The organism is Brevundimonas sp. (assembly GCF_035935935.1).
Lineage (GTDB): Bacteria > Pseudomonadota > Alphaproteobacteria > Caulobacterales > Caulobacteraceae > Brevundimonas.
This window is the reverse complement of the sequence record NZ_DASYWO010000009.1, coordinates 42,935-64,685: the sequence shown is the minus strand read 5'-3', so window position 1 is coordinate 64,685 and position 21,751 is coordinate 42,935. Positions and strand designations below refer to the sequence as shown.

The window sequence follows — 21,751 nt, the reverse complement described above, 5'->3', positions numbered from 1 at the left end:
TCATCGTTGGGCCGGCGCCGGCTGGGCGGAAGCGGCCGGAGCCGGGGCCGACGCCGCGCCGGCAGGCGCCGGGGCGGGCTGCGCGGCGGGAACGGGCTGACGCAACACGTTCGGGATGGCGGCCGCCGTGCCGTTGTCGATGGCCGCGATGCCGATCTGGGCGCGCTGGCGCACCGAATCCGGCACGTCCTGACCCAGCTGCAGCTGCACGAAGGTCTGGCGCGCCTCGGCGGTCTTGCCGAACTGCAGGCGGGCCATGGCCTGGGTTTCCAGCGCCAGCACGCGCTGCGGCCGGCCTTCCCTGATCAGGGGCTCCAGACGTCCCTCGACGTCTTCCAGCGTGGCGCCTTCATCCATCAGGATCCACACGGCCTTCAGCGCGGCCTGATCGGCCAGGATCGGGTCGCGGTCGGCGCGAGCCGCCTCATCCAGCAGCTCCACCGCCTGGTCGGCGTCGCCGCGCTGCAGGGCCAGACCCGCGCGCTGGTTCAGGGCCAGCGCCTTGTAGGCCGAGTTGCCGACCTTCTGCGCCTCGGCGAAGGCGACCTCGGCGGCCGCCGCGTCGTTGGCCTGCAGCGCGTCCATGCCGCGGTCATAGGCGACGGCGGCCTTCTCGCCCTGCGAGGTCTTGAAGCTGTCCCAGCCCCAGAAGGCCAGGGCCGCGACCAGCGCCAGCGCCAGCACGGCGCCGACCACGGGGCCCCATTTGCGGGCCAGCCGCTTCCAGCGTTCGGAGCGCAGCTCCTCTTCGACCTGTTCGAAGACGTCAGTCACGGATGCGTCGCCCCCACGAAGCGGGGTTCACGACCCGCTGAATTGAAACCGGCGCGACCCTAGAGCCTCGCCGTCACCCCCGCAACGCGGCCTCAGGCCGAAGCGGGCTTTTTGGAGAAGTATGTTTCGACTTCGGCAGGAAAACGGCGGGCACGGACGTCCGCGGCATAGCCGGCGACCGCTCGATCGATCTCGCCGCGCAGATCGGCGTACCGGCGCACGAACTTCGGCGTCCAGTCGAACAGGCCCAGCATGTCGGACACCACCAGGATCTGCCCGTCGCAGGCCGCCGACGCGCCGATGCCGACCGTCGGCTTGTCGATCGCGGCCGTGACCTCCCGGGCCAGCCCTTCCGCCACGCCCTCCACAACGACGGCGAAGGCGCCGGCGTCGGCGGTGGCCTCGGCCTCGGCCAGGACGCGCAGCCGCTCCTCCTCCGTCCGACCCTTGGCCTTGAAGGCGCCGTCGGTCAGCACCGCCTGGGGCCTGAGGCCCACGTGCCCCATCACCGGTATGCCCCGCTGGACCAGATAGGCGATCGTTTCCGGCACCGTCGGCCCGCTTTCCAGCTTCACGCCCTGGGCGCCGGTCTCCTTCATCACCCGGGCGCAGTTGTCGTAGGCGACTTCCTTCCCGCCCTCGTAGCTCCCGAACGGCATGTCGATCACGACCATGGCCCGCTTCGAGCCGCGCATCACGGCCTGACCGTGCAGGATCATCATGTCGAGGGTGACGCCGACCGTGTTGGGCAGGCCGTGAACGACCATCCCGACGCTGTCCCCGACCAGCAGCAGGTCGCAGTGCGGATCCAGAATCTCCGCAGTCGGCGCGTCATAGGCGGTCAGGCAGACCAGCGGCTCGCCGCCCTTGCGGGCGCGGATGTCGGGTGCCGCCAGACGTCGGACGGTTTCCTGCTTTTGCGCGGACATCACGACCTCCTCGATGCGAGGTCTAGATAGGGGCTCGGAGCCCCCACGTCATCACACGTCTTGGGCCAGCCGCATCGCCCCGGCCGCCGCCACCGCGACCAGAGCCGCCGCCGCGATCCAGAACAGTTGCATCGCGCCCAGCGAGCCGATTTCCATTCCGCTCAGGCCGACGGCGTCCAGCGCGCCCTGCGCCAGCCCCTGCGCCTGCGTCGACACCGTCCTGACGCCTTGGTTCACCGCCGCGCCCGCCACCACGCCGGAGCCGTCGCCAAGGTTCAGGTTGACGGTCACCGCCTCGCGCAGCGCCACGGCGCCGCCGATGACGCCGGCCAGCGACAGGGCCAGGAAGCGCACACGCGAACCCTGTTCCAGACGCTTCTCCACCTGCGCGGTGAACAGCGTCGCGTCGGGCATGTGCGGCGTGCGTCCGAACAGACGCTCGATCTCGGGGTCGAATTCGTCAGCCGACATGCTGCGCCCTCCCCATGGAGCCGCCGGGCTGGAGCCGCGCGCGGAGTTTATCCAGACCACGTTTGACATGAGACTTCACCGTGCCGAGTGGCAAATTCAGGGCGGCCGCGATCTCCGGATGCGCCATGCCCGCGCCGTGGCACAGGCTGACGCAGAGGCGCTCCGCCTCGCTCAGGGACTTCAGGGCCTCGTCCAGATCGACGCGGTCCCCGTGCTCGACGGCCGGAGCCGTCGAATCGTCTTCCAGTTCCGCGACGTAGCGGGCTTCCTTGGCGACCCGCTTGAGGTAGAGACGGGCCGCGATCCGCTTGACCCAGGCCGCGAACGTGCCCTCGCCGCGAAACTCCGCGCAGCGCTCGAACGCCTGGATGAAGGCGTCCTGCGCCACGTCGTCCGCGGTCGAGGGCTGGGCCCCCATCCGGCGCAGCAGGGCCCGGACGGCCGATCCGTGGCGACGGACCAGCTCGCCGAACTCCCGCCGGCCGCCGGCGGCCGCCTGGGCCGCCAGCTCCACGTCGTGCCGGTCGATCAGAGACTGGGTCATGACGATCCCCCTGCCCGTGCCGACTCAGTCCTTGTTCTTGTTGAAGAAGCTCAGGACGATGAAGGCCAGGCCGACGGTCAGCGGAATGCAGGCGATGCCCAGCAGGCCGTTGTCCAGATTGTCGCCGGCCCAGTGGCGCTCGCCCATGCTGCTGACCACGCTGAAGGCCGAGATGCCGATGCCCACGGCGGTCCAGATGATGCCCTTGCGCAGGTCGCGTGTCCGGGACGGCAGGTTCTTCTGCACGTCCTTCGTCATGGCGTCGATCAGCTCGGGCGGCAGGTCCTGGCCCTTGTCGATGGCGCGGCGCACCGTCTCCTGCATCTCGCGCTTCTCGCGCGACTTCAGCCAGCTGGGCCCGACGATGATGGCGGTGATGGTGCCGAAAACGGCCAGGATGGCGATGACGCCGACGAAACCTTCGTCCATTGGAAATCCCCTTGTCTCTCCCGACCGGCAGCCTGATGCGCCGGCCTTCTGATCACAAGAGGCGCCCGGGCGGCCTTACGGATGCGGATCGGCGGGTGAAACTTTCGTAAGGCGGCGGGCGGGACTAGAACGGCCCTGCATGATGCATCGCCGCGCCCTCCTGTCCGCCTTCGCCGCCGCCCCGGTTGCCGCCTGCGCGACCCTGCCCGGCTCGTCGCGCCCGCTGCGTCTGGCCACCTTCAACATCTGGCACGACCGCGAGGATTGGCCGAAGCGCCTGCCGCTCATCGTCGAGACCCTGCGCGCCGCCGACGCCGACGTCATCGCCCTGCAGGAGGTGCTGGAGGACGCCGCGACCGGCCTGCCGAACCAGGCCGACACCCTCGCGGCGGCCCTGGGCGGCTACGAGGTGCGATTCACGTCCACCGACGCCGAGGGGGCGCCGCGGCGCTACGGCAACGCCATCCTCAGCCGCCTTCCCATCCTCGAAACCCGGACCCGCAAGCTGGAGCCGCTGGACGATTACCGCACCGCCCTGCGGGTCCGCGTCGATTTCGACGGTCGGCCGATCGACGTCGTGAACACTCACTTTCACCACACCTCGGAAGGCGCCTCCATCCGCGCGCGCCAGGCGGCCGATCTGCTGGCCTGGATCGGCGAGGGCGACGCGCCCCTGATCGTCATGGGCGACTTCAACGCCCCGCTGGAGGACGCCGGTCTGGCCGGCCTGGCGGCCTCGCCCCGCTTCGTCACCGCCCTGCCCGCCGGCGCCGTACCGACGACCCTGAACACGAACGAAGGCCACCAGCCGCGCGTCATCGACCACATCTTCGTGCAGCGCGACGGCTTCGACGTCGTCTCCGCACGCGTCAGCGGCACGGCGGACGTCGACGGCGTCTGGCCCTCGGATCATTATGCCGTCGAAGCCGTCGTCCGCCTGAAATCCTGAGCCCGGAGCCCATCATGACCGAAGTCACCTATCGCATCGTCGAGCACGACGGCGGCTGGGCCTACCGCCTCGGCGACACCTTCTCGGAGACCTTCCCCAACCACGATGCGGCCCGCGCCGCCGCCGAGCGCGCCGCCCGCGAACAGCGCGTCGCCGACCGCACCGCCTGGATCGAGTATGAGACCGCGGACGGCCGCTGGGTCACCGAACGCGCCGACGGCTCCGACCGCCCGGACACCGACGTCGAGGGCTAGCCCAGCGCCGCGTCCCACCCGGCGGGCTGAAAGCCCACCAGCGTCCGCCCGTCGTCGAGCGCCAGAACCGGCCGTTTGATCATCGACGGCTGCGCCAGCATCAGCTTGATCGCCTTCTCCCCGTCCAGCCCGGCCTTCTCCGTGTCCGGCACCGCCCTGAAGGTCGTGCCCTTTCGGTTCAGCACCGCCTCCCAGCCGTGTTCGGCCACCCATCCCCGCAGGGCCGGTTCGTCGACGCCCTGCTTCTTGTAGTCGTGAAAGGCGTAGGCCGTGCCCCGCCCGTCCAGCCAGACGCGCGCCTTCTTCACGGTGTCGCAGTTGGGAATGCCGTAAAGGATCACGCCGTCATTCCCACTCGATCGTGCCCGGCGGCTTCGACGTCACGTCGTAGACCACGCGGTTCACGCCGCGCACCTCGTTGACGATGCGCGTGGCCGTCCTGCCCAGCACGTCCCACGGGAACTCGAAGAAGTCCGCCGTCATGCCGTCGGTCGAGGTCACCGCGCGCAGGGCCAGCACCTTCTCATAGGTTCGGGCGTCTCCCATGACGCCGACCGTCCTGACCGGCAGCAGCACGGCGAACGCCTGCCAGATCTGGTCGTACAGGCCCGCCTTGCGGATCTCCTCCAGATAGATGGCGTCCGCCTCCTGCAGGGTCGCGACCGCGTCCGGGGTGATCTCGCCGGGGATGCGGATTGCCAGACCCGGCCCCGGGAACGGGTGCCGTCCCACGAAGGCGTCGGTCAGCCCCAGCTCGCGGCCCAGGGCCCGCACCTCGTCCTTGAACAGCTCGCGCAGCGGCTCGACCAGCTTCAGCTTCATGTAGTCCGGCAGGCCGCCGACGTTGTGATGGCTCTTGATGACGTGCGCCTTGCCGCTGGACGACGACACGCTCTCGATCACGTCGGGATACAGCGTCCCCTGGGCCAGGAACTCCGCGCCCTCGATCTTCGAGGCCTCGCGGTCGAACACCTCGATGAAGACCCGGCCGATGGTCTTGCGCTTGGTCTCCGGGTCCGACTGACCTGCCAGCGCGCCAAGGAATTCCTTCGAGGCGTCAACGTGGATCAGCGGGATGTTGTAGTGATCGCGGAACAGGGTCGTGACCTGCGTCGCCTCGTCCTTGCGCAGCAGGCCGGTGTCCACGAACACGCAGGTCAGCTGGTCGCCGATCGCCTCGTGGATCAGCACCGCCGCCACCGAGCTGTCGACCCCGCCCGACAGGCCGCAGATAACCTTCGCGTCGCCGACCTGCGCGCGGATCTGGGCGATCTTCTCCTCGCGATAGGCGGCCATGGTCCAGTCGCCCTTCAGCCCCGCGATGCCGTGGGTGAAGTTCATCAGCATACGGTCGCCGCGCGGCGTGTGCATGACTTCGGGGTGGAACTGGATGCCGTAGAAACGCCGCGTCTCGTCGCCGATGACGGCATAGGGCGACCCGGGAGAGGTCGCGATGACGTCGAAGCCCTCGGGGATGGCGGTGATCTTGTCGCCGTGACTCATCCACACCGGCTCGTCCTCGCCGACGCCCGCCAGACCTTCCAGCAGCGGCGAGGCTTTTTGCACGGTGATCGCCGCACGGCCGAACTCGCGATGATGGCCGCCCTCGACCCTGCCGCCCAGCTGCTCGCACATGGTCATCTCGCCGTAGCAGATGCCCAGGACCGGCACGCCCGCGGTGAAGACGGCGTCCGGCGCGCGGGGGCTGCCCGCCTCGTGCACGCTCTCCGGCCCGCCCGACAGGATGATCGCGGCGGGCTTCATCGCCGACATCGCGGCCTCGGCCTTCGCGTACGGATGAATCTCGCAATAGACCTTCGCCTCGCGCAGCCGCCGCGCGATCAGCTGCGTCACCTGGCTGCCGAAATCGACGATCAGAACTTTCTGGTGCTCGGTCATGCGGTCCGTTCGTACAGGGCGAAGAAGAAGCCGTCGGTGTTCGTCGAGGCCGGCGACAGACGGCGGCGCCCGCCCACCGGCGCGAACTCGGGATGCGCGCCCTCGAAGGCGTCGGCGCTGGCCTCGTTCTCGCGGCCCAGCATCGAACAGGTGACGTAGGCCAGACGCCCGCCCGGCTTCACCAGCTTCGCCGCCTGTCCCAGGATCCGCACCTGCAGCGCATGCAGCCGCTCGACCTCCTCGGCCGTCAGCCGCCACGCGTCCTCGGGCCGGCGCCGCCAGGTTCCCGACCCGCTGCACGGCGCGTCGACGAAGACCAGATCGGCCGCGCCGTTCAGATCCTCCATCCCGCCGCCGTTCTGCCCGATCAGCCGCAGCTCCGCCTCAACCCCCGCGCGGACCAGTCGGGGCCGGATGTTTTCGAGCCGTTTGGCCACGACGTCCGAGGCGACCAGCGTCCCCTGCCCCTGCATCGCCGCCGCCAGCCCCAGCGTCTTGCCGCCGCCGCCGGCGCAATAGTCGACTACCGTCATGCCCGGCGCCGCCCCGGCCAGGGCGCAGACGATCTGGCTGCCCTCGTCCTGGATTTCGATGCGGCCCGACTTGAAGGCCTCCAGCGCCTGCACGTTCGGCGGCGGCTCGGACGCCAGCCTCAGGCCGACCGGCGATCCCGCCGTCCGCTCGGGCTCCAGCCCCGCCTCGCGCAGTTCGGCCTCGACCAAGTCCACCGTCGCCCTGGCCGGATTGACCCGCAGGTCGATCGGCGCGCGCGGCTGCATCAGCTCGCGCGCCTCCTCGGTCCAGCGATCGCCGAAGGTGGCCTTGAAGTCCTCGACCACGAACTCCGGCAGGCCCGCCGCGACCCAGCCCGGCAGTTCGTCCTGCCCCGCCGTGATCCGGCTGCGCTCCTGCTTCGACAGCGGGCGCGGCCCGTAGCCTTCGCCGGAATGCAGCGCCTCGATCTCTTCCAGCGGCAGCCCGTCCAGCGCCGCCAGCGAGCCGATCACCAGCGCCCGCCCATCCTCGCGCCCGCCCATGATCCAGCTCAGCCGGCCCCGCGCGCGCAGCACCTTGTAGACCCGGTCGGCGATGGCCCGGCGGTCCTTGGACCCGGCATAGCGGTTGGCCGCGCCCCACGCTTTCAGCACGGCCTCGGCCGGCTGGCGGCCCTGGGCGATGGAGTCCAGGACGGAGGCGGCGGCGGCGAGTCGGGCGGAAGGGGTCACGGGTCTCCGATCAGACGAACAGGGCGGCGATGACCATCACCAGTCCCGCCGTGGCGACCAGCCAGACCAGCGAGCGGAGATAGGGCACGCCGAAGGCGTACAGCGGCACATAGAGCACCCGTCCGAACAGATAGAGGTGCGCCCCCCACATCGTCAGGGGGCCGGACTTGTCCGCGATCTGGCTGATCAACACCGCGCCGATGAACAGCGGCAGGGTCTCGAACAGGTTCGCCTGCGCCCGCAGCAACCGACCGGCCATCTTGCCCGGCGGCGGCGTTTCGCCGTCGCGCGGCCCGGCGTTCCACTTGCCGCCCAGTTCGGCGGTGCGCGCCATGCCGGCCAAGCCGATCTGGACCAGGGCCAGGATCAGGGTGAAGGCGACCATGATCAGGTCGGGATGCATGTCCATGACGTTCCGGGCCTCCCCGCCCTTCTAGCCCTGCCGATAGTTCGGCGCCTCACGCGTGATCATCACGTCGTGCACATGGCTTTCGCGCAGGCCCGCGCCGGTGATGCGCACGAACCGCGCCCGATCCTGCAGCTCCGGAATGGTGCCGGCGCCGACGTAGCCCATGGCCGCGCGCAGGCCGCCCACCATCTGGTGCAGCACCGGCGCGATCGGTCCCTTGTAGGGGGTCTGACCCTCGATGCCCTCGGGCACCAGCTTCTGGGTCTCGACCTCCTTCTGGAAGTAGCGGTCGGCGCTGCCCGCGCCCATCGCCCCCACCGAACCCATGCCGCGATAGCTCTTGTAGCTGCGCCCCTGGTACAGGAAGACCTCGCCCGGCGCCTCGTCCGTGCCGGCGAACATCGAGCCCATCATGGCGACGCTGGCGCCCGCCGCGATGGCCTTGGCCAGATCGCCCGAATACTTGATGCCGCCGTCGGCGATGACCGGCGCGCCCGAGTCCTTCGCCGCGCGCGCCGCCTCCATGACGGCCGTCAGCTGGGGCACGCCCACGCCGGCGACGATGCGGGTGGTGCAGATGCTGCCCGGCCCGATTCCCACCTTCACCGCGTCGGCGCCCGCGTCGATCAGGGCACGCGCGGCGTCATAGGTGGCGATGTTGCCGGCGACGATCTGCAGTCGGTTGTTCTCGCGCTTGATGCGCTCCACCACCCGCGCCACCTGGGCCGAGTGGCCGTGGGCGGTGTCGATCACCACCACGTCCGCGCCGGCGTCGGCCAGGGCCATGGCGCGCTCGAAGCCGCTGTCGCCCACGGTCGAGGCCGCGCCCACCAGCAGGCGGCCCTGCTCGTCCTTCGCCGCGCTGGGGAAGGCCTGGGCCTTCTCAATGTCCTTCATGGTGATCAGGCCGACGGCGCGCTGATCCTCGTCCACCACGATGACCCGCTCGATCTTGCGCGTCCGCAGCAGCTCCCGCGCCGCCTCCTTGCCCGCGCCCTCGCGCAGGGTGACCAGCTCGCCGGTGGTCATCAGCTCGGCGGCCTTGCGGTTCGGGTCGTTCTCGAACCGCATGTCGCGGTTGGTCAGCATGCCGACCAGCTTGCCCGTCGTCCGGTCGACCACCGGGAAGCCGCTGATCTTCTTGGCGACCACGATCTGGCGCACCTCGCCCAGCGTCGTGTCGGGGTGCACCGTCACCGGGTTCACCACCATGCCGCTTTCGTAGCGCTTGACCTGCCGGACCTGATCGGCCTGCTCGTCCACGCTCAGGTTGCGGTGGATGACGCCCAGGCCGCCGGCCTGCGCCATGGCGATGGCCAGCCGCGCCTCTGTCACCGTGTCCATGGCGGACGACAGCAGCGGGATGTTCAGTTTGATGTCGCGGGTCAGGCGCGTCGAGACGTCCGCCTCGGCGGGCATGATCTCGGACGGGCCGGGTTCGAGCAAAACATCGTCGAAGGTGAGCCCTTCGCGAATCTCCATGAGGAGCCTCCGTTTTGCGGGCCGCGTATAACCGCCGGGGTGGTGGAACCGCAAGGGCCCCGGGCGAGCTATCTGTCCGACAAGAAAAATTGCCTTGCGCGGCGGCGGTCGCGACACGATTTTCGGAACTGAATGGTCAAGTTGCTGATCAGCACGGCCCGCAATCTCGCGCTCAAGATCGCGAGCTACGGCGTGATGCACCTGGTGGTGGCCATTTTGGTCGCCTTCGCCATCACGCGCGACTGGCGTCTGGCGCTGGCCGTCGGACTGGTCGAGCCCTTCTTCCAGACCATCGCCTACTCGGTCCACGACCGCGTCTGGCACCGCATCGAGCGCCGACGTCGCCTGTCCTCGCTGGAGGAGGCGTCGGAAGCCTTCACGGCCCGCCTCGAGGTCATGTCGATCGAGGAGCAGCGGCGCGCCCACCACGGGCATAGCCACGCCCTGCCCACGTCCTTCAAACAGATCGCCTTCAAGACCGTCACCTACGGTCTCATGCACTTCACCGTGGCCGTGGCCGTCGCCTACGCCCTGACGCAAAACCTCGCCACGGCGCTGGCCATCGGCGTGATCGAGCCCTTGGTCCAGACGGTTTTCTTCACGGTGCACGATCGCGTCTGGAGCCGCATCGAGGCCCGGCGCGAGGCGCGCAAGGCGGCGCTGGCCGAGGCCTGATCCGGCCGCACTGACGAATCCGCCGCGACGCGCCTATCTTGGGCGTCCCATGCCCATCCGCCGCCTCTCGCCCGAGACCGTCAACCGCATCGCCGCCGGCGAGGTGATCGACCGCCCGGCCGGCGCGGTGAAGGAGCTGGTCGAGAACGCCATCGACGGCGGCGCCACCGCCATCGAGATCCACGCCGACGGCGGCGGCCTGTCGCGGATTCTCGTGGCCGACGACGGCAAGGGCATCCCGCGCGACGAACTCCCGCTGGCCGTCGAGCGTCACGCGACCTCGAAGCTCGAGGCCGACGACGCCGGCGACGTCGACCTGCTTCGCATCTTCACCCTGGGCTTCCGGGGCGAGGCCCTGCCCTCCATAGGCTCCGTCGCCCGCCTGTCGCTGACCGCCCGCACGGCGGGAGAGGAGGCCTGGGCCATGCAGGTCAACGGCGGCGCCGCCGTCGGGCCGGCGCCCGCCCCCTTCCCCGCCCCGCACGGCGCGCGGGTCGAGGTGCGCGACCTGTTCTACGCCACCCCCGCGCGGCTGAAGTTCATGAAGTCGGCCCGCGCCGAGGCCATGGCGATCACCGAAGAGATCAAGCGTCAGGCCATGGCGCATGAGGCCGTCGCCTTCACCCTGCTGCTGGACGGCCGCGCCGTGCTGCGCCTGCCCGCCGAAGCTGGAGGCGACGAGGGCCGCCTGCGTCGCCTCGCCGCCCTGCTGGGCCGCGACTTCGAGGCCAATGCCCTGCTGATCGACCAGACGCGCGAGGGCCTGCGCCTGTCCGGCTACGCCGGCCTGCCCACCTATTCGCGGGGCAACGCGGCGCACCAGTTCCTGTTCGTCAACGGCCGGCCGGTGAAGGACCGGCTGCTGCACGGCGCCATCCGGGGCGCCTACGCCGACTTCCTGGCCCGCGACCGACACCCGGCCGCCGCCCTGTTCCTGGACCTCGATCCGCTGCAGGTCGACGTCAACGTCCACCCCGCCAAGGCCGAGGTCCGCTTCCGCGACCCCGCCCTGGTCCGCGGCCTGATCGTCGGCGCCCTGCGCCACGCCCTCGCCGGCGCCGGCCACCGGGCCAGCACGACCGTGGCGGCCGACGCCCTCGCCGGCTTCCGGCCCGGGGGCGGGTCCGAGGGCTTGGGGCCCAGGGCTTGGGGCTCAGGGGGAAGCGGCGCGAGCGCGTCGGGCTTCAGCGGCTGGACGGGCTGGGACGCCGCCCGCCCCGCTCCACAAATCATCCCCGGCCTGGAGGAGCGGAGCGCCCGCGTCGAACCGGATCAGGCCTCCCTGCAGCCTGCCCCTGCCGCCTACCCCTCCGAGATCGACCATCCGCTGGGCGCCGCCCGCGCCCAGCTGCACGGCACCTACATCGTCGCCCAGACCCGCGACGGCCTGGTCGTCGTCGACCAGCACGCCGCGCATGAGCGGCTGGTCTATGAGCGGATGAAGGCCCAGATGGCGACCGGCGCCGTGACCCGTCAGGCCCTGCTGACGCCCGAGGTGGTCGAGCTGGACCCCGTCGAGGCCGACCGCGTCGTCGCCCGCGCCGACGAACTGGCCGAGCTGGGCCTGATCGTCGAACCCTTCGGCGGCGGCGCCGTGCTGGTGCGCGAGACCCCCGCCCTGCTGGGCGACACGGACGTGCAAGGGTTGATCCGCGACATCGCCGACGACCTGGCCGAACACGGCGCGGCGCTCAGTCTGAAGGAGCGCATGGCGGAGGTCTGCGGCACCATGGCCTGCCACGGCTCCGTCCGCGCCGGCCGGGTGCTCTCCGCGCCCGAGATGAACGCCCTGCTGCGCCAGATGGAAGCCACCCCGCACAGCGGCCAATGCAACCACGGTCGTCCGACCTATGTGGAGCTGAAGCTGGCCGATCTGGAGCGGCTGTTCGGGAGGCGGTGAGGTCGTCCCGGCCGGCGGGTTTTAACGCTCGTCCCGACCCGGGCGTTGAATGTCGGCTAACTTGGTCGTGCGTCCGAATCCGTCCTTGGTCGCGAAGCCGGCCCGTACCTTGGCCTTTGCAGCATCGCCTCGCTCCTCAGTCTTCTTGCGTGCATCATCGACAGCAATAGAGGTGCGCAAAGTCAGGGAACGCCTGATTGCGCCAGGCACTGTGCCTGAGCGCGCGATTGCTAGAGCGCCCACAAAACATACAAGTCCTTGCCCGCCTCTGGACGGTAAAGCCTTCGCAACGTTGGGAATGTACTCCGAGGCCGGGGTCGGTATCGCCAGCGTCATGAGAATTATGACGGCCAGCCCGATTAGCCCGAACACACCGAAAAGCGCGTCTACGGTCGAACTTAGCTCTTTCCCGAGATCGTCAAGATGTTGAACGGACTGCCCGCCGACGACCATCCCGCCGACGATCAACGAGATCGTCGGCAAGATGCTTGCGGTCACAAAGCCTAGAAAGGTTGTGAGAAGGCGTCCCGCCTCACCGCCGAAGACCCCAGGGGGCAACGAAGCGCCGATGAGGAAGGCGATCAAACAAGTCCGCCATTCTACGGGTCGAAGGTGCAATCGATTTTCCCGGCAGAGGCCCAACCCTTAAGAGAGTTCACAATCTGTTCCACCGCATCGGCAGGGTCAAGGAGCGATCCAATCATTTGGACTCGCTGACGCGTCGACAGCTTTACAATGCCGCCCCTTTCTCGGCCTTCACCGTCCAGCCCAATGTCTGCCGGGTCTATGTTGCGCAGAGCTTCGTTAATCGCTGCCCGACCGATGTTTTTCTTCCGGCGATTGCGCTGTTTGATGAAGACCTTGAAGAACCCTTCAATCCATCCGTCGTCAGGAATTTCAGCTGCTAGCCGCGTGATCGCCTCGTCACTCCAGTTAAGGGTCCGAAGGACGTCGAAAACGGTCGCTCCGTCGCGACGCAGCCGTGCTGCTTCTTTTTCCAAGACTTCGTCAATGATCGCTGAGCCAGCGGCGAGCATGTCTCCCTCGTTCCGCTCGGCCTGAATGGTGATCTCCGACGCCTCCGTCAGTTCCTTCCCGTCACTGGCACGAAAGCTTCCGTTCAGAATGATCGGCGTTCCGACCTCCAACGAACCAACGCTCTGCAGGAGCGCTGTTAGGTATCGTTCCAGCGTGCGTCCCTTAACCTGTTGCCCCTCAATTAATCCGACATGATTTTCGATCGTCGCGAAGTACAGAATGCCTTTAGCGACGCGCGCGTCTCCCAGGTTGACCTGTTCGACGAGAAATTCTTCAGCATCCTCATCAAGAGATTGCATCACGGCTGCAACGTCTGCGCCGCTTTGAAGGTGGATTAGCTGGCCAGCAAAAAGCTGATTGTCCCAAGTATCTGGCTCGGGAATTTTGTTCAGAATGACGTAGCTGCCATCCTGATCGAGATCCAAAATCCTTGCTCTGGCGCTATCTCCCAGTCGCCCTCCAGCGCGAGCCGTCCGCATGGCAGCGACGATCATGGCCTTCAGATTAGGGGTGCCAGGCAGGTCATCGGTCTTAAGCTGCCGATACTGCACGGTACAGTGTGCCAAAAACCCTCTCCAAGTTCCCGCCTTGATGGATAAGCTTATACTGACATCTCACTATTGTCCCAAGTCAAGATAGATGCCCTCCCTCCTCTTCGTCTGCCTCGACAACATTTGTCGCTCGCCCCTCGCGGAGGGCGCGCTGCGCGCCGAGGCGGCGCGGCGGGGGTTGGCACTGACCGTCGACTCCGCCGGCACGGGCGACTGGCACGCGGGCGAGGCGCCGGATTGGCGGGCGCAGGCGACGGCGCGGCGGCATGGGGTGGACGTGTCCGGCCTGCGCGCCCGGCAGGTGACGTCCGACGACTTCCGCCGCTTCGATCATGTGATCGCGATGGATCACGAAAACCTGGCCGACCTGCGCGCGCTGGCCCCCGCCGACGCGACGGCCCGGCTCAGCCTGCTGCTCGACTGTGTCCCCGGCCGCGCGGGTCAGGCCGTGGCCGACCCCTGGTTCGGCGACCAGGCCGGGTTCGAAACGACCTGGACCGACGTCTCCGCCGCCGCCCGCGCCATCGTCGACGCGCTGGCCATCCCCTCAGACACCGCCGCAGGACGCCCTTGCAATTAGGACGATCTTCCTATATGTTGGAGGCCGGGCTTGGGTTCGGGCCACCGTCCGGGTGCTTGATGAGAGTCCGGCGTGATGGAACTCTCACCACGCCGCATCAGACGACGACGCCATAACCCTGATCTCACGAGACTTTCAGGCGGTGATGGAAATGAGAGTCTTTTTTCGCCGACTCTCACCGCCCTCAGCCCGCCGCCGGCGGCGGCCCGCCCGCCGGGCGCGGCTCCGGCGATTGCTGCTCCGGGTCGCCCGGCAGCTGGCGGATGTAGCGATAGATCGCCCGCCGGTCGGCCTCCGACATGGCCCGCACGCTGGGCCACGGCATGGGCGGCAGGCCGGTCCCCTCGTCCATCAGCCGGACCCATTCGTCCTCGGTCAGCCGCCGCGTCGTCAGGCGCAGGTTCTTGCCATAGCTGACGCCCCATGGCCCGGTGTGCGGCTCGTTCGAGCCCTTCAGCCATTCGGACTCCGGCGGCTCGGCGCCGTTGGTCATGGCGTAGCGCGGCGTGTGGCAGTCGTTGCAGCCGCCGATCCTGACCAGATACCGCCCCGCCTCAACGTCGCCGGCGGCCGTGACGCGCGGCCCGGCGCCGGCGTCGGCGCCCTTCGCCGTGCGCTCGGCCGCCCCGCAGCTTGCCAGACCGGCGGCCGCGCCCAGACACGCCGCCGCAAACAGCATCCGTCGCATGGTGGCCTCCCTCGTCCCGGGGCGAAGCAGACTTCGGAGGACGGCGTTCGTCAAGCCGGACCCGCCTTGCCCCGGCGCGCCCGGTGGTCTCTGGTTCACACATGTCCGAACCCGACGCGCCCGACCCGACCGAGCCCGCCGACGTGGCGTTCGACGTCCGCTTCGAGGACGCGACCTTCTTCTACTTCCTGATCGTCGACTTCGGCGGGCGCGTGGTGGAGGTCGAAGGCTTCGTCGACATGATGTGGGTCGATGAGGACCTGCCGCGCGCGGCCCTCGCGCTGGCGTTGGGTCACCCCGACCCGATGAAGATCCGGCTGGCCGATCTCGAACGCGGCGGGCCCCGCCTGTGGGCGCGGTCCGTCCTTCTGGACGACCGCTTCCTGACGCCGTCCGGCCGGCGGCGCTGGGGCGTGGAGATCAGCCGCGAACACCTGGACCACATGGGCGATTCCGAGGGCCCGCCGGAGCCCCTTGGCGTCACGCCCTCGCGGCTTCAGTTCGCCCGCGCCGCCCTCGCCTTCGCCGAGCGCCGCCGTCGCGGTCGTGATCCCGGCCCGACCCTGTCGGCGCTGCGGGCGGCCATGCCGGCCCTGAAAGCCGCCGGAGGCTGACGCTCGCGCCCGCTTGCCCGGCTCGTCGTCAGAAAACGCAAGTCTTCCGCCGCCGAACGGCGAGGCCTGCACCGGGTCGTACGTGGCCGAGATGATCCGCCAGCACGGCGGCTAGGACCACAGCGCCGGCGTCCACGCCTCCACCACCCCCGTCGCATTGCCGCCGGACACCACGTCGCCGCCGCCGATGGCCACGACGACGCCGTCCATGACCACCGCCGCCAACCCGTGTCGCGGCGTCCGCATGTCCGGACCGCGCTCCCAGACGTCGTGGTTGGGATCATAGACCCAGGTCTCGCGGAACACGCCGCCGCCGCCGCCGTCGGCGCGCGGGCGGAACCACTCGCCGCCGAACGCGATCAGCTTCCCGTCCACCGCGACCATGGCCAGGCCGCCGCCTACCTGCTGCCCCGTCTCCGCCGAGGGCGGGATGGGGGCCAGCGTCTCCCACCGGTCCATCAGGGAGTCGTAGCGATCCAGCCGCCCCGTGCCGCCGCCGCCGACCGTGCGTCCGCCGGCGATGAACAGCGCCTCGCCCAGCACGGCGCCCGCCGCGCTGTTGCGGGCCATGGGGCACGGCCGCGCCGTCTCCCACCGGCCGCCGGAAAGGACCAGATGCCGGTCGACGTCCCCCTGATCGTTCCAGTTTCCGTTGGCCGCGCCGCCGGGACTGCGTCCGGTGATCAGGTGAACCCGCCCGTCGTGCACCAGCCCGACCGCCTCGGCCTGCGGCAAGGGGAGAGCCGGGCCGGGCGCCCATTCCGTCGCACCGGGGGTCAGCGACCACACCTCGGTGGCGTTCGTCCAGTCGCCCGCGTCGGACCGGCCGTAGCCTCCGATGGCCCACAGCGTCGGGCCCGGCGCGACCATCATCGGATGGTGCCGCGGCGCGGGCAACATCGGCCCCTCGTCCCACCGGTTGGTTGCAGGATGGAACAGCGCCACGCGGTTCTCGATGAGCAACGGCTGTCCCGGCAAGGACCTGAGACCGCCCGCCGTCGCGATGCGCCCCATCCACACGGCGGCATAGATTTCCTGAACCGCCCACGGCATCGCCGGCCACGTCCACCACTCAACGGCGCGGTCCTGCGGCGCGACGGCCGCCCCGTCGGGGGCCGCCTCCCTTGGCAGGCTGGAACACGCCCCGAGTGCGGCGGCGGAGGCGATCAGGGCGCGGCGATCAAGCTGGGTCATGGGGCCCAGACTGGCCCGAAACCGCGACCTGTGCCATATGCGCCGTCGTCCCTGGGCATTCCGCCCGGTCAGGAAGTCCATGTCCGAGATTGCGCGACAGGCCTGAGGCCTCGCGGCGCCCGCTGTGAAGAGCCTCTGACCCGCCCTCCGGTCGTCGTGCCGGAGCGTCCCGTCACGCCTTTCGGACATCACCCAAATGAACATCTCCCGTGCGGAACAGCGCACGCTCCACTGCCTCGCCCAAGGCGGCGGCATCGTGCTGGAACGCGACCCCGACGGCCGCGTGCTGGCGGCCCTTTGCTACACGCGCGACGGCTTCCTCCTGACCGACTGCACCCTTTCGGTCTGGAAGAAGCTGAAGACCAAGGGGTTGATCGCCAGCCTCGGCGGCGGCCCCTATCGCGTCAACCGCGACGGCCTCGCCCGCATGCGGGCCCAGCTGGACAACAGGGTCTCAGCCCGTCGCTGGTAGGACCCGCAGGAACAGGACGCGCGCGGCCCCCCAGTCGCGCGCGTCCAGCCGCACATAGCCGGGCGTCTCGATCTCCGGCTCGTCGACGCCGCGCTCGAAGACCACGATCGCGTCGGGCGCCAGCCAGCCGCCCTCCAGCAGCCGCGCCAGCGTCTGCTCGCCCAATCCCTGCCGGTAAGGCGGGTCCAGAAACGCCAGCGTGAAGGCCTCGCCCGCCGACCCCGGCCGTGGCCCCAGATCGGTCGCGCTCCTGCGATGCACCCGCGTGCGCCCGAACAGACCATAGGCGTCCATGTTCTCGCGGATGGCGCCGCGCGCGCCGTCGTCCGTCTCCACGAACAGGCAGAAGGCCGCGCCCCGCGACAGCGCCTCGTACCCCAGGGCGCCCGAGCCCGCGTACAGGTCGATCACCCGCGCGCCCGTCAGGCCCTCCGCCCACGGGGCGTGCTCCAGGATGTTGAAGATCGCCTGCCGCGCCCGGTCGCTGGTCGGGCGGGTGCCCTGCCCCTCCGGCGCGACGATGGCCCGGCCCTTCAACGATCCCGCGACGATCCGCATCTCAACTCCACTTCTGCGGCGGCGCCGCGGCCGCCAGCGCTTCCAGACTCTCGCGCAGCGCCGCGGTGAACCCCGGGCGGTCCTGACGCTCGGCCCAGACCAGGGGCTCGCCCACCAGCGCCGTGCAGTTCATCGGCACAGGCGTCCGCGCGCCCTTCGGCAGCACCCGGTCGGCGCCCTGTATCCAGATCGGGATGACCGGCGCCGCCGGGTACGCTTCCGCCAGTCGCGCGACGCCGCCTTTCAGGTCGCCCATGCCCTGACCCGAGCCGCGCGTGCCTTCGGGGAAGACCAGAATGATCTCGCCCCGCTCCAGCGCCCGGCGCGCCGGGGCCAGCACGTCCTCGCCCCGCTTCACCTTGCGCGAGATCGGGCTGATGCCGATCAGGTTCAGCGACACCCAGCTGATGGCCGGATTGGCCAGGAAGTAGTCCGCCGCCGCCACGGGCCGCACCTTGGCCAGCGTCTTGGCCGGAAACAGGCTCAGCAGCATGAAGGCGTCCATGTGACTGGCGTGGTTGGCGGCCACGATGGCAGGCCCGGTCTGCGGCAGCCGCTCGCGTCCGATCACGTCCATGCCCGTCAGGAACCGCACGGCCGGCACGGCGAGCGCCGTCAGAAACGCCTGACGCAGCCAGCTGTGGGACCGCGCCGCCTCTGCGGGCTCAGTACGGGGTGAGGGCATAGTAGGCCACGAGGTGGAAGAACAACGGCGCCGTGAAGGTCAGGCTGTCGATCCGGTCCAGCAGGCCGCCGTGCCCGGGGATCAGGCGGCTGGTGTCCTTGACGCCCAGGTCGCGCTTGACCGCGCTCATGGTCACGTCCCCGGCGAAGCCCGCCACCGGCAGCACCCCCGCCACGACCGCCGCCTGCCACGCGTTCAGGGGCGTGAAGACCGGCGCCAGCAACCAGAAGGCGCCCGCCGTCAGGATCCAGCCGCCGACGAACCCCTCCCAGGTCTTGTTCGGGCTGACGGTGGGCAGGATCTTGCGCCGCCCGAACGCCTTGCCGCAGATGAACTGGAAGACGTCGTTGGCCTCCGTCGCCACCAGCAGCAGGAAGACCAGCCCCGCCGCTCCGGCCGGCGCCTCCTCTGCAGGAACCTTCATCAGCAGCGGCAGGACCGCCAGATTGTAGACGCAGACGATGACGGCCCATGTGATCGTCGCCGTCGTCGCCAGATAGGCCCGCGTCTGGCCCGCGATCGCCATCAGGAACGGCGTCACCAGGAAGAACCAGACCGGAATGGCTACCAGATGGATGCGGTACTGATCCAGCGCGACCAGACCATAGGTCAGCGGCACCGTCAGATAGGCCCACAGCACGATCAGCCGGTCTTCGCGCCTCAGCGGCGCCAGCGACAGGATCTCCCTCAGGGCGACGAACGAGATGGCGGCGAAGAGCACCGTCATCGCCGCCCACCCCAGAGCCAGCGCCAGGGCGACGACCGCGATCATCACCCACCAGGACTGCACCCGCAGTCGCAGTTCGGTCCAGTCCTTGCCGGGCTTCGTCCGCTGCAGGAACAGCACCGCCAGCGACGCCAGAACCAGCACGACGGCCAGCGCGGCGAAGCCCCACAGCAGGGGCGGCCGGACCTCTCCCAATCCCGCTGTCAGCAGGTCGCCCATGGCCTAGACTGCTCCCGGAATCAGGTCCGCACCCAGTATGGCCCAGCCGCCCTCCCCGACGCACCCCCTGCGCGCCACAGTCGGACACGTCGCCTTCGCGGTCGTGGCGATGGGCGGCTGGGCGGCCTTCGCCAACCGGGATCACGGCCTTCAGGCCATGGGCCTCGCCTTCGCCGCGCAGGGGCTGCTGTCCGGTCTCATCACCTTGCTGATCAAGCGCTGGCTCGAATGGGCGCATGCCCGCCTTCGCGGCCCGGCGGCGCCCCTCCTGCCGCCGCTGGCCAGCTGTGCGACCGTCGCGGCGCTCCTGACCGGCGTGCACACGGCCGTCGGCACGCCCGAGGTCCTGGCCACCGTCGCCGTGCCCTGGACCGTCTCCACCCTCTACGCCTTCGCCTATGCCCTCAGCCTGGAGCGGAAATGATCGAGTCCCGACGCCCCCTGAAGTCGCGGGGAACCGGCTGGGCCCGCGCCGCCGCGGCCGGCCTTGCCCGCATCGGCGCCACGCCGGACGTCATCTCGGCGTCCAGCCTGCTGTTCGCGGCCGTGGGCTTCTGGGCCTTCTGGCAGTCGGCCGACGCGAGCGATTCGGCCCGGGCGACCTGGCTGCTGCTCGCCGGCCTCTGCGTCCAGTTGCGCCTGCTGGCCAATCTTCTGGACGGCATGGTGGCGGTCGAACACGGCCGGGGCGGCGCCTTGGGACCGATCTGGAACGAGCTTCCGGACCGCGTCGCCGACGCGCTGTTCCTGGTCGGGGCCGGCTATGCGCTGCGGGTTTACGATCCCGCCTTTGGTCCCGCGCTCGGCTGGGCCGCGGCGGTCCTGGCCGTCATGACGGCCTATGTGCGCGAACTGGGCCACGCCCTGACGCAAACGGTCGACTTCTGCGGCCCGGGGGCCAAGCCGCACCGCATGGCCGTGCTGACCGCGGGCTGCGTCCTTTCGGCGATCGGCGCCGTGGTCCTCCCCGACTGGGATCGCGCCGTCCTGTGGCTGGCGCTGGCGACCGTCGTCCTGCTGGCGGCCGCCACCGTGCTGCGCCGGACGGCCCGTCTCGCGGCGCGTCTGAAAGGCTCAGCGCCCGCCGCGTGACCCGCCCGGACGAGGTTTCGCGCCTCCCGGTTTCCCTCCCCGCGGCGGTCCGTCGGCGCCCGACCGGGGCTTGAAGTCCCGCTTCGGCGCATCGCCGGAACGGGACGCGAAATCCTTCTTCGGCCCGGCCCGGCCCGCCGGCTTGCGGTCGCGCGCCCACGTCTCGGACTTCGGGCCGATCACCTTGTCCTCGCGCGGCTTGAAGGCGCGTTTCGGCCGCTCGCCTTCCGCCGCCTCGGCCCCTTCCGGGCGCGCGCGGGGCTTGAAGGTCTTCTTGTGCTCGAACTTCGGCGCCGCCTTGGCCCAGCCCTGTTTCTTCGGCGGCCTTGAGCGGCGCTCGACGGCTTCGGTCTGCGCCGCCTCGGCCGCGCGCACGCGGCTGGGCTTGCGCGACGGGTCGGACATGGCCGAACCCGACTTGCCCTTGACGATCGGCGCCGCGCTGCGCCGGCCCGGGATCGGCGCGGGCGTCTCGACCGTGTTTCCGGTCGGCAGGTTCTCCGGCCGGATGTGTCCGGACAGCAGCTCGCGGATCACGCGCGGCCCCACCTCCTCGACCGCGCCCACGGGCAACGTGCCCAGTTGGAACGGTCCGTACGCCAGCCGGATCAGCCGGTTCACGGTCAGGCCGAGGCTCTCCAGGACCTTGCGGACCTCACGGTTCTTGCCCTCGGTGATCGCCACGCTGATCCACAGATTGGCCGGACCCCGCCCGTCGCCGTCGGCCGCATCCTTGGCCTTGTCCAGCGTCGCCTCGATCGGCCCGTACCGCACGCCGTCCACGGTGACGCCGTGCTTCAGCCCGTCCAGCTTCTCCTGCGTCACCCGCCCCCGAGCGCGCGCCCGGTACTGACGCACCAGTTCCGTCGACGGCAGCTCCAGCGCCCGGCTCAGCTCGCCGTCGTTGGTCAGCAGCAGCAGTCCCTCGGTGTTCAGGTCCAGCCGTCCCACCGAAATCACGCGCGGCAGGCCGTTCGGCAGGGCGTCGAACACCGTCGGTCGTCCCTGCGGGTCGTTGTGGCTGGTCACCAGACCCGCCGGCTTGTGATAGCGCCAGACGCGCGTCGCCTGTGCCGAGCCGATCGGCTTGCCGTCCACCGTGATCACGTCGTCGCGCGTGACCAGCACGGCCGGCGTGTCCAGGATCTTGCCGTTCACGGCGACCTTGCCCAGGCCGATCAGCCGCTCGACCTCGCGGCGGCTGGCGATCCCGGCGCGCGCCATCGCCTTGGCTATGCGTTCGCTGCGCTTGGGAGCCTCCTCCGGCTTCCCGGCGCCGGGCTTGCCGCCCGGCTTGCCGGAGCGGGGACCGGGCTTGCGGTCGTCGGACCTGCCGCCGGCTTGACGCGGGCGGGGCTTCTTGTCGTTGTCGTCGGTATGGCGGACCATGAT

General features: G+C 70.0%; 27 protein-coding genes. 9 read left to right on the top strand and 18 right to left on the bottom strand.

Going from position 1 to position 21,751, the window contains the following annotated elements; translation table 11 throughout:
- The 5 genes from VGR32_RS09480 to VGR32_RS09460 form a co-directional block, all read right to left on the bottom strand.
- Positions 1-774, bottom strand: coding sequence for a tetratricopeptide repeat protein (locus tag VGR32_RS09480; RefSeq protein ID WP_327450021.1), 774 nt, complete (start codon positions 772-774; stop codon positions 1-3).
- 92 nt (positions 775-866) lie between these two features.
- Positions 867-1,703 (bottom strand): 3-methyl-2-oxobutanoate hydroxymethyltransferase, encoded by an 837-nt coding sequence (gene panB, locus VGR32_RS09475; RefSeq protein WP_327450019.1) that lies wholly within the window; start codon positions 1,701-1,703, stop codon positions 867-869.
- 51 nt (positions 1,704-1,754) lie between these two features.
- Positions 1,755-2,174: a hypothetical protein gene (locus VGR32_RS09470; RefSeq protein ID WP_327450017.1), complete on the bottom strand. Its 420-nt coding sequence runs from the start codon at positions 2,172-2,174 to the stop codon at positions 1,755-1,757.
- On the bottom strand, positions 2,164-2,718 hold the full coding sequence (locus tag VGR32_RS09465) for an RNA polymerase sigma factor (RefSeq protein WP_327450015.1): 555 nt from the start codon (positions 2,716-2,718) through the stop codon (positions 2,164-2,166). The genes VGR32_RS09470 and VGR32_RS09465 overlap by 11 nt, the downstream gene beginning before the upstream one ends.
- Positions 2,719-2,742: 24 nt before the next feature.
- Positions 2,743-3,147 (bottom strand): DUF6249 domain-containing protein, encoded by a 405-nt coding sequence (locus tag VGR32_RS09460; RefSeq protein ID WP_327450013.1) that lies wholly within the window; start codon positions 3,145-3,147, stop codon positions 2,743-2,745.
- 139 nt (positions 3,148-3,286) lie between these two features.
- Here VGR32_RS09460 and VGR32_RS09455 point away from each other — a divergent pair, with 139 nt between their 5' ends.
- A complete protein-coding gene (locus tag VGR32_RS09455) occupies positions 3,287-4,096 on the top strand; it encodes an endonuclease/exonuclease/phosphatase family protein (protein ID WP_327450011.1) in 810 nt (269 codons plus the stop codon).
- 14 nt (positions 4,097-4,110) lie between these two features.
- Complete coding sequence (locus VGR32_RS09450) at positions 4,111-4,350, top strand: DUF2188 domain-containing protein (RefSeq protein ID WP_327450009.1); 240 nt, start codon at positions 4,111-4,113, stop codon at positions 4,348-4,350.
- Here VGR32_RS09450 and VGR32_RS09445 read toward each other — a convergent pair.
- From VGR32_RS09445 to guaB, 5 genes are read right to left on the bottom strand one after another with little or no spacing between them, the layout of a single operon-like run.
- Positions 4,347-4,691, bottom strand: coding sequence for an arsenate reductase (locus tag VGR32_RS09445; RefSeq protein WP_327450008.1), 345 nt, complete (start codon positions 4,689-4,691; stop codon positions 4,347-4,349). The genes VGR32_RS09450 and VGR32_RS09445 overlap by 4 nt on opposite strands.
- A 4-nt stretch (positions 4,692-4,695) precedes the next feature.
- Positions 4,696-6,249 (bottom strand): glutamine-hydrolyzing GMP synthase, encoded by a 1,554-nt coding sequence (gene guaA, locus VGR32_RS09440; protein WP_327450007.1) that lies wholly within the window; start codon positions 6,247-6,249, stop codon positions 4,696-4,698.
- Positions 6,246-7,475: an RsmB/NOP family class I SAM-dependent RNA methyltransferase gene (locus VGR32_RS09435; RefSeq protein ID WP_327450005.1), complete on the bottom strand. Its 1,230-nt coding sequence runs from the start codon at positions 7,473-7,475 to the stop codon at positions 6,246-6,248. The genes guaA and VGR32_RS09435 overlap by 4 nt, the downstream gene beginning before the upstream one ends.
- Before the next feature lie 10 nt (positions 7,476-7,485).
- Positions 7,486-7,884 carry an MAPEG family protein gene (locus tag VGR32_RS09430; RefSeq protein ID WP_327450004.1) on the bottom strand — a complete coding sequence of 133 codons (399 nt, stop codon included), beginning with the start codon at positions 7,882-7,884 and terminating at the stop codon, positions 7,486-7,488.
- A gap of 24 nt (positions 7,885-7,908) precedes the next feature.
- Positions 7,909-9,366, bottom strand: coding sequence for an IMP dehydrogenase (gene guaB, locus VGR32_RS09425; protein ID WP_327450002.1), 1,458 nt, complete (start codon positions 9,364-9,366; stop codon positions 7,909-7,911).
- Between the two features lie 132 nt (positions 9,367-9,498).
- On the opposite strand from guaB, the gene VGR32_RS09420 reads away from it, so the two are divergent.
- Both VGR32_RS09420 and mutL read left to right on the top strand, forming a co-directional pair.
- On the top strand, positions 9,499-10,041 hold the full coding sequence (locus VGR32_RS09420; protein ID WP_327450000.1) for a DUF2061 domain-containing protein: 543 nt from the start codon (positions 9,499-9,501) through the stop codon (positions 10,039-10,041).
- 49 nt (positions 10,042-10,090) lie between these two features.
- Positions 10,091-11,941, top strand: coding sequence for a DNA mismatch repair endonuclease MutL (gene mutL, locus VGR32_RS09415; RefSeq protein ID WP_327449998.1), 1,851 nt, complete (start codon positions 10,091-10,093; stop codon positions 11,939-11,941).
- A gap of 21 nt (positions 11,942-11,962) precedes the next feature.
- Here the strand turns inward: mutL and VGR32_RS09410 are convergent, their stop codons facing one another.
- The gene (locus VGR32_RS09410) at positions 11,963-12,526 is read right to left on the bottom strand and encodes a hypothetical protein (RefSeq protein WP_327449996.1); all 564 of its coding nucleotides are present in this window, start codon (positions 12,524-12,526) and stop codon (positions 11,963-11,965) included.
- 14 nt (positions 12,527-12,540) lie between these two features.
- Positions 12,541-13,473, bottom strand: coding sequence for a hypothetical protein (locus VGR32_RS09405; RefSeq protein WP_327449994.1), 933 nt, complete (start codon positions 13,471-13,473; stop codon positions 12,541-12,543).
- Between the two features lie 145 nt (positions 13,474-13,618).
- Between VGR32_RS09405 and VGR32_RS09400 the strand changes: the two genes are divergently transcribed.
- Complete coding sequence (locus tag VGR32_RS09400; RefSeq protein WP_327449992.1) at positions 13,619-14,110, top strand: low molecular weight protein-tyrosine-phosphatase; 492 nt, start codon at positions 13,619-13,621, stop codon at positions 14,108-14,110.
- Between the two features lie 184 nt (positions 14,111-14,294).
- Here the strand turns inward: VGR32_RS09400 and VGR32_RS09395 are convergent, their stop codons facing one another.
- Positions 14,295-14,798 carry a cytochrome C gene (locus VGR32_RS09395; protein ID WP_327449991.1) on the bottom strand — a complete coding sequence of 168 codons (504 nt, stop codon included), beginning with the start codon at positions 14,796-14,798 and terminating at the stop codon, positions 14,295-14,297.
- Between the two features lie 101 nt (positions 14,799-14,899).
- On the opposite strand from VGR32_RS09395, the gene VGR32_RS09390 reads away from it, so the two are divergent.
- Positions 14,900-15,412 carry a hypothetical protein gene (locus tag VGR32_RS09390; protein WP_327449989.1) on the top strand — a complete coding sequence of 171 codons (513 nt, stop codon included), beginning with the start codon at positions 14,900-14,902 and terminating at the stop codon, positions 15,410-15,412.
- A gap of 111 nt (positions 15,413-15,523) precedes the next feature.
- On the opposite strand, the gene VGR32_RS09385 is transcribed toward VGR32_RS09390, so the two are convergent.
- On the bottom strand, positions 15,524-16,606 hold the full coding sequence (locus VGR32_RS09385; RefSeq protein ID WP_327449987.1) for a kelch repeat-containing protein: 1,083 nt from the start codon (positions 16,604-16,606) through the stop codon (positions 15,524-15,526).
- A gap of 196 nt (positions 16,607-16,802) precedes the next feature.
- On the opposite strand from VGR32_RS09385, the gene VGR32_RS09380 reads away from it, so the two are divergent.
- The gene (locus tag VGR32_RS09380; RefSeq protein WP_327449985.1) at positions 16,803-17,078 is read left to right on the top strand and encodes a YjhX family toxin; all 276 of its coding nucleotides are present in this window, start codon (positions 16,803-16,805) and stop codon (positions 17,076-17,078) included.
- Here the strand turns inward: VGR32_RS09380 and rsmD are convergent.
- Genes rsmD through VGR32_RS09365 form a run of 3 tightly spaced genes read right to left on the bottom strand, consistent with a single transcriptional unit; the run spans position 17,061 to position 19,267 of the window.
- Positions 17,061-17,636: a 16S rRNA (guanine(966)-N(2))-methyltransferase RsmD gene (gene rsmD, locus VGR32_RS09375; RefSeq protein ID WP_327449983.1), complete on the bottom strand. Its 576-nt coding sequence runs from the start codon at positions 17,634-17,636 to the stop codon at positions 17,061-17,063. The genes VGR32_RS09380 and rsmD overlap by 18 nt on opposite strands.
- Position 17,637: 1 nt before the next feature.
- A complete protein-coding gene (locus VGR32_RS09370; RefSeq protein WP_327449981.1) occupies positions 17,638-18,321 on the bottom strand; it encodes a lysophospholipid acyltransferase family protein in 684 nt (227 codons plus the stop codon).
- Complete coding sequence (locus tag VGR32_RS09365) at positions 18,302-19,267, bottom strand: phosphatidate cytidylyltransferase (protein ID WP_327449979.1); 966 nt, start codon at positions 19,265-19,267, stop codon at positions 18,302-18,304. Before VGR32_RS09365 ends, VGR32_RS09370 begins: the two co-directional genes overlap by 20 nt.
- Before the next feature lie 37 nt (positions 19,268-19,304).
- Here VGR32_RS09365 and VGR32_RS09360 point away from each other — a divergent pair, with 37 nt between their 5' ends.
- Complete coding sequence (locus tag VGR32_RS09360; protein ID WP_327449977.1) at positions 19,305-19,691, top strand: hypothetical protein; 387 nt, start codon at positions 19,305-19,307, stop codon at positions 19,689-19,691.
- Complete coding sequence (locus VGR32_RS09355; protein WP_327449976.1) at positions 19,688-20,359, top strand: CDP-alcohol phosphatidyltransferase family protein; 672 nt, start codon at positions 19,688-19,690, stop codon at positions 20,357-20,359. The genes VGR32_RS09360 and VGR32_RS09355 overlap by 4 nt, the downstream gene beginning before the upstream one ends.
- Here the strand turns inward: VGR32_RS09355 and VGR32_RS09350 are convergent.
- Entirely contained in the window at positions 20,342-21,748 is a 1,407-nt protein-coding gene (locus VGR32_RS09350) for a pseudouridine synthase (RefSeq protein WP_327449974.1), read from the bottom strand. The two genes, VGR32_RS09355 and VGR32_RS09350, sit on opposite strands and share 18 nt — an antisense overlap.
- Between the last annotated feature and the right edge of the window lie 3 nt (positions 21,749-21,751).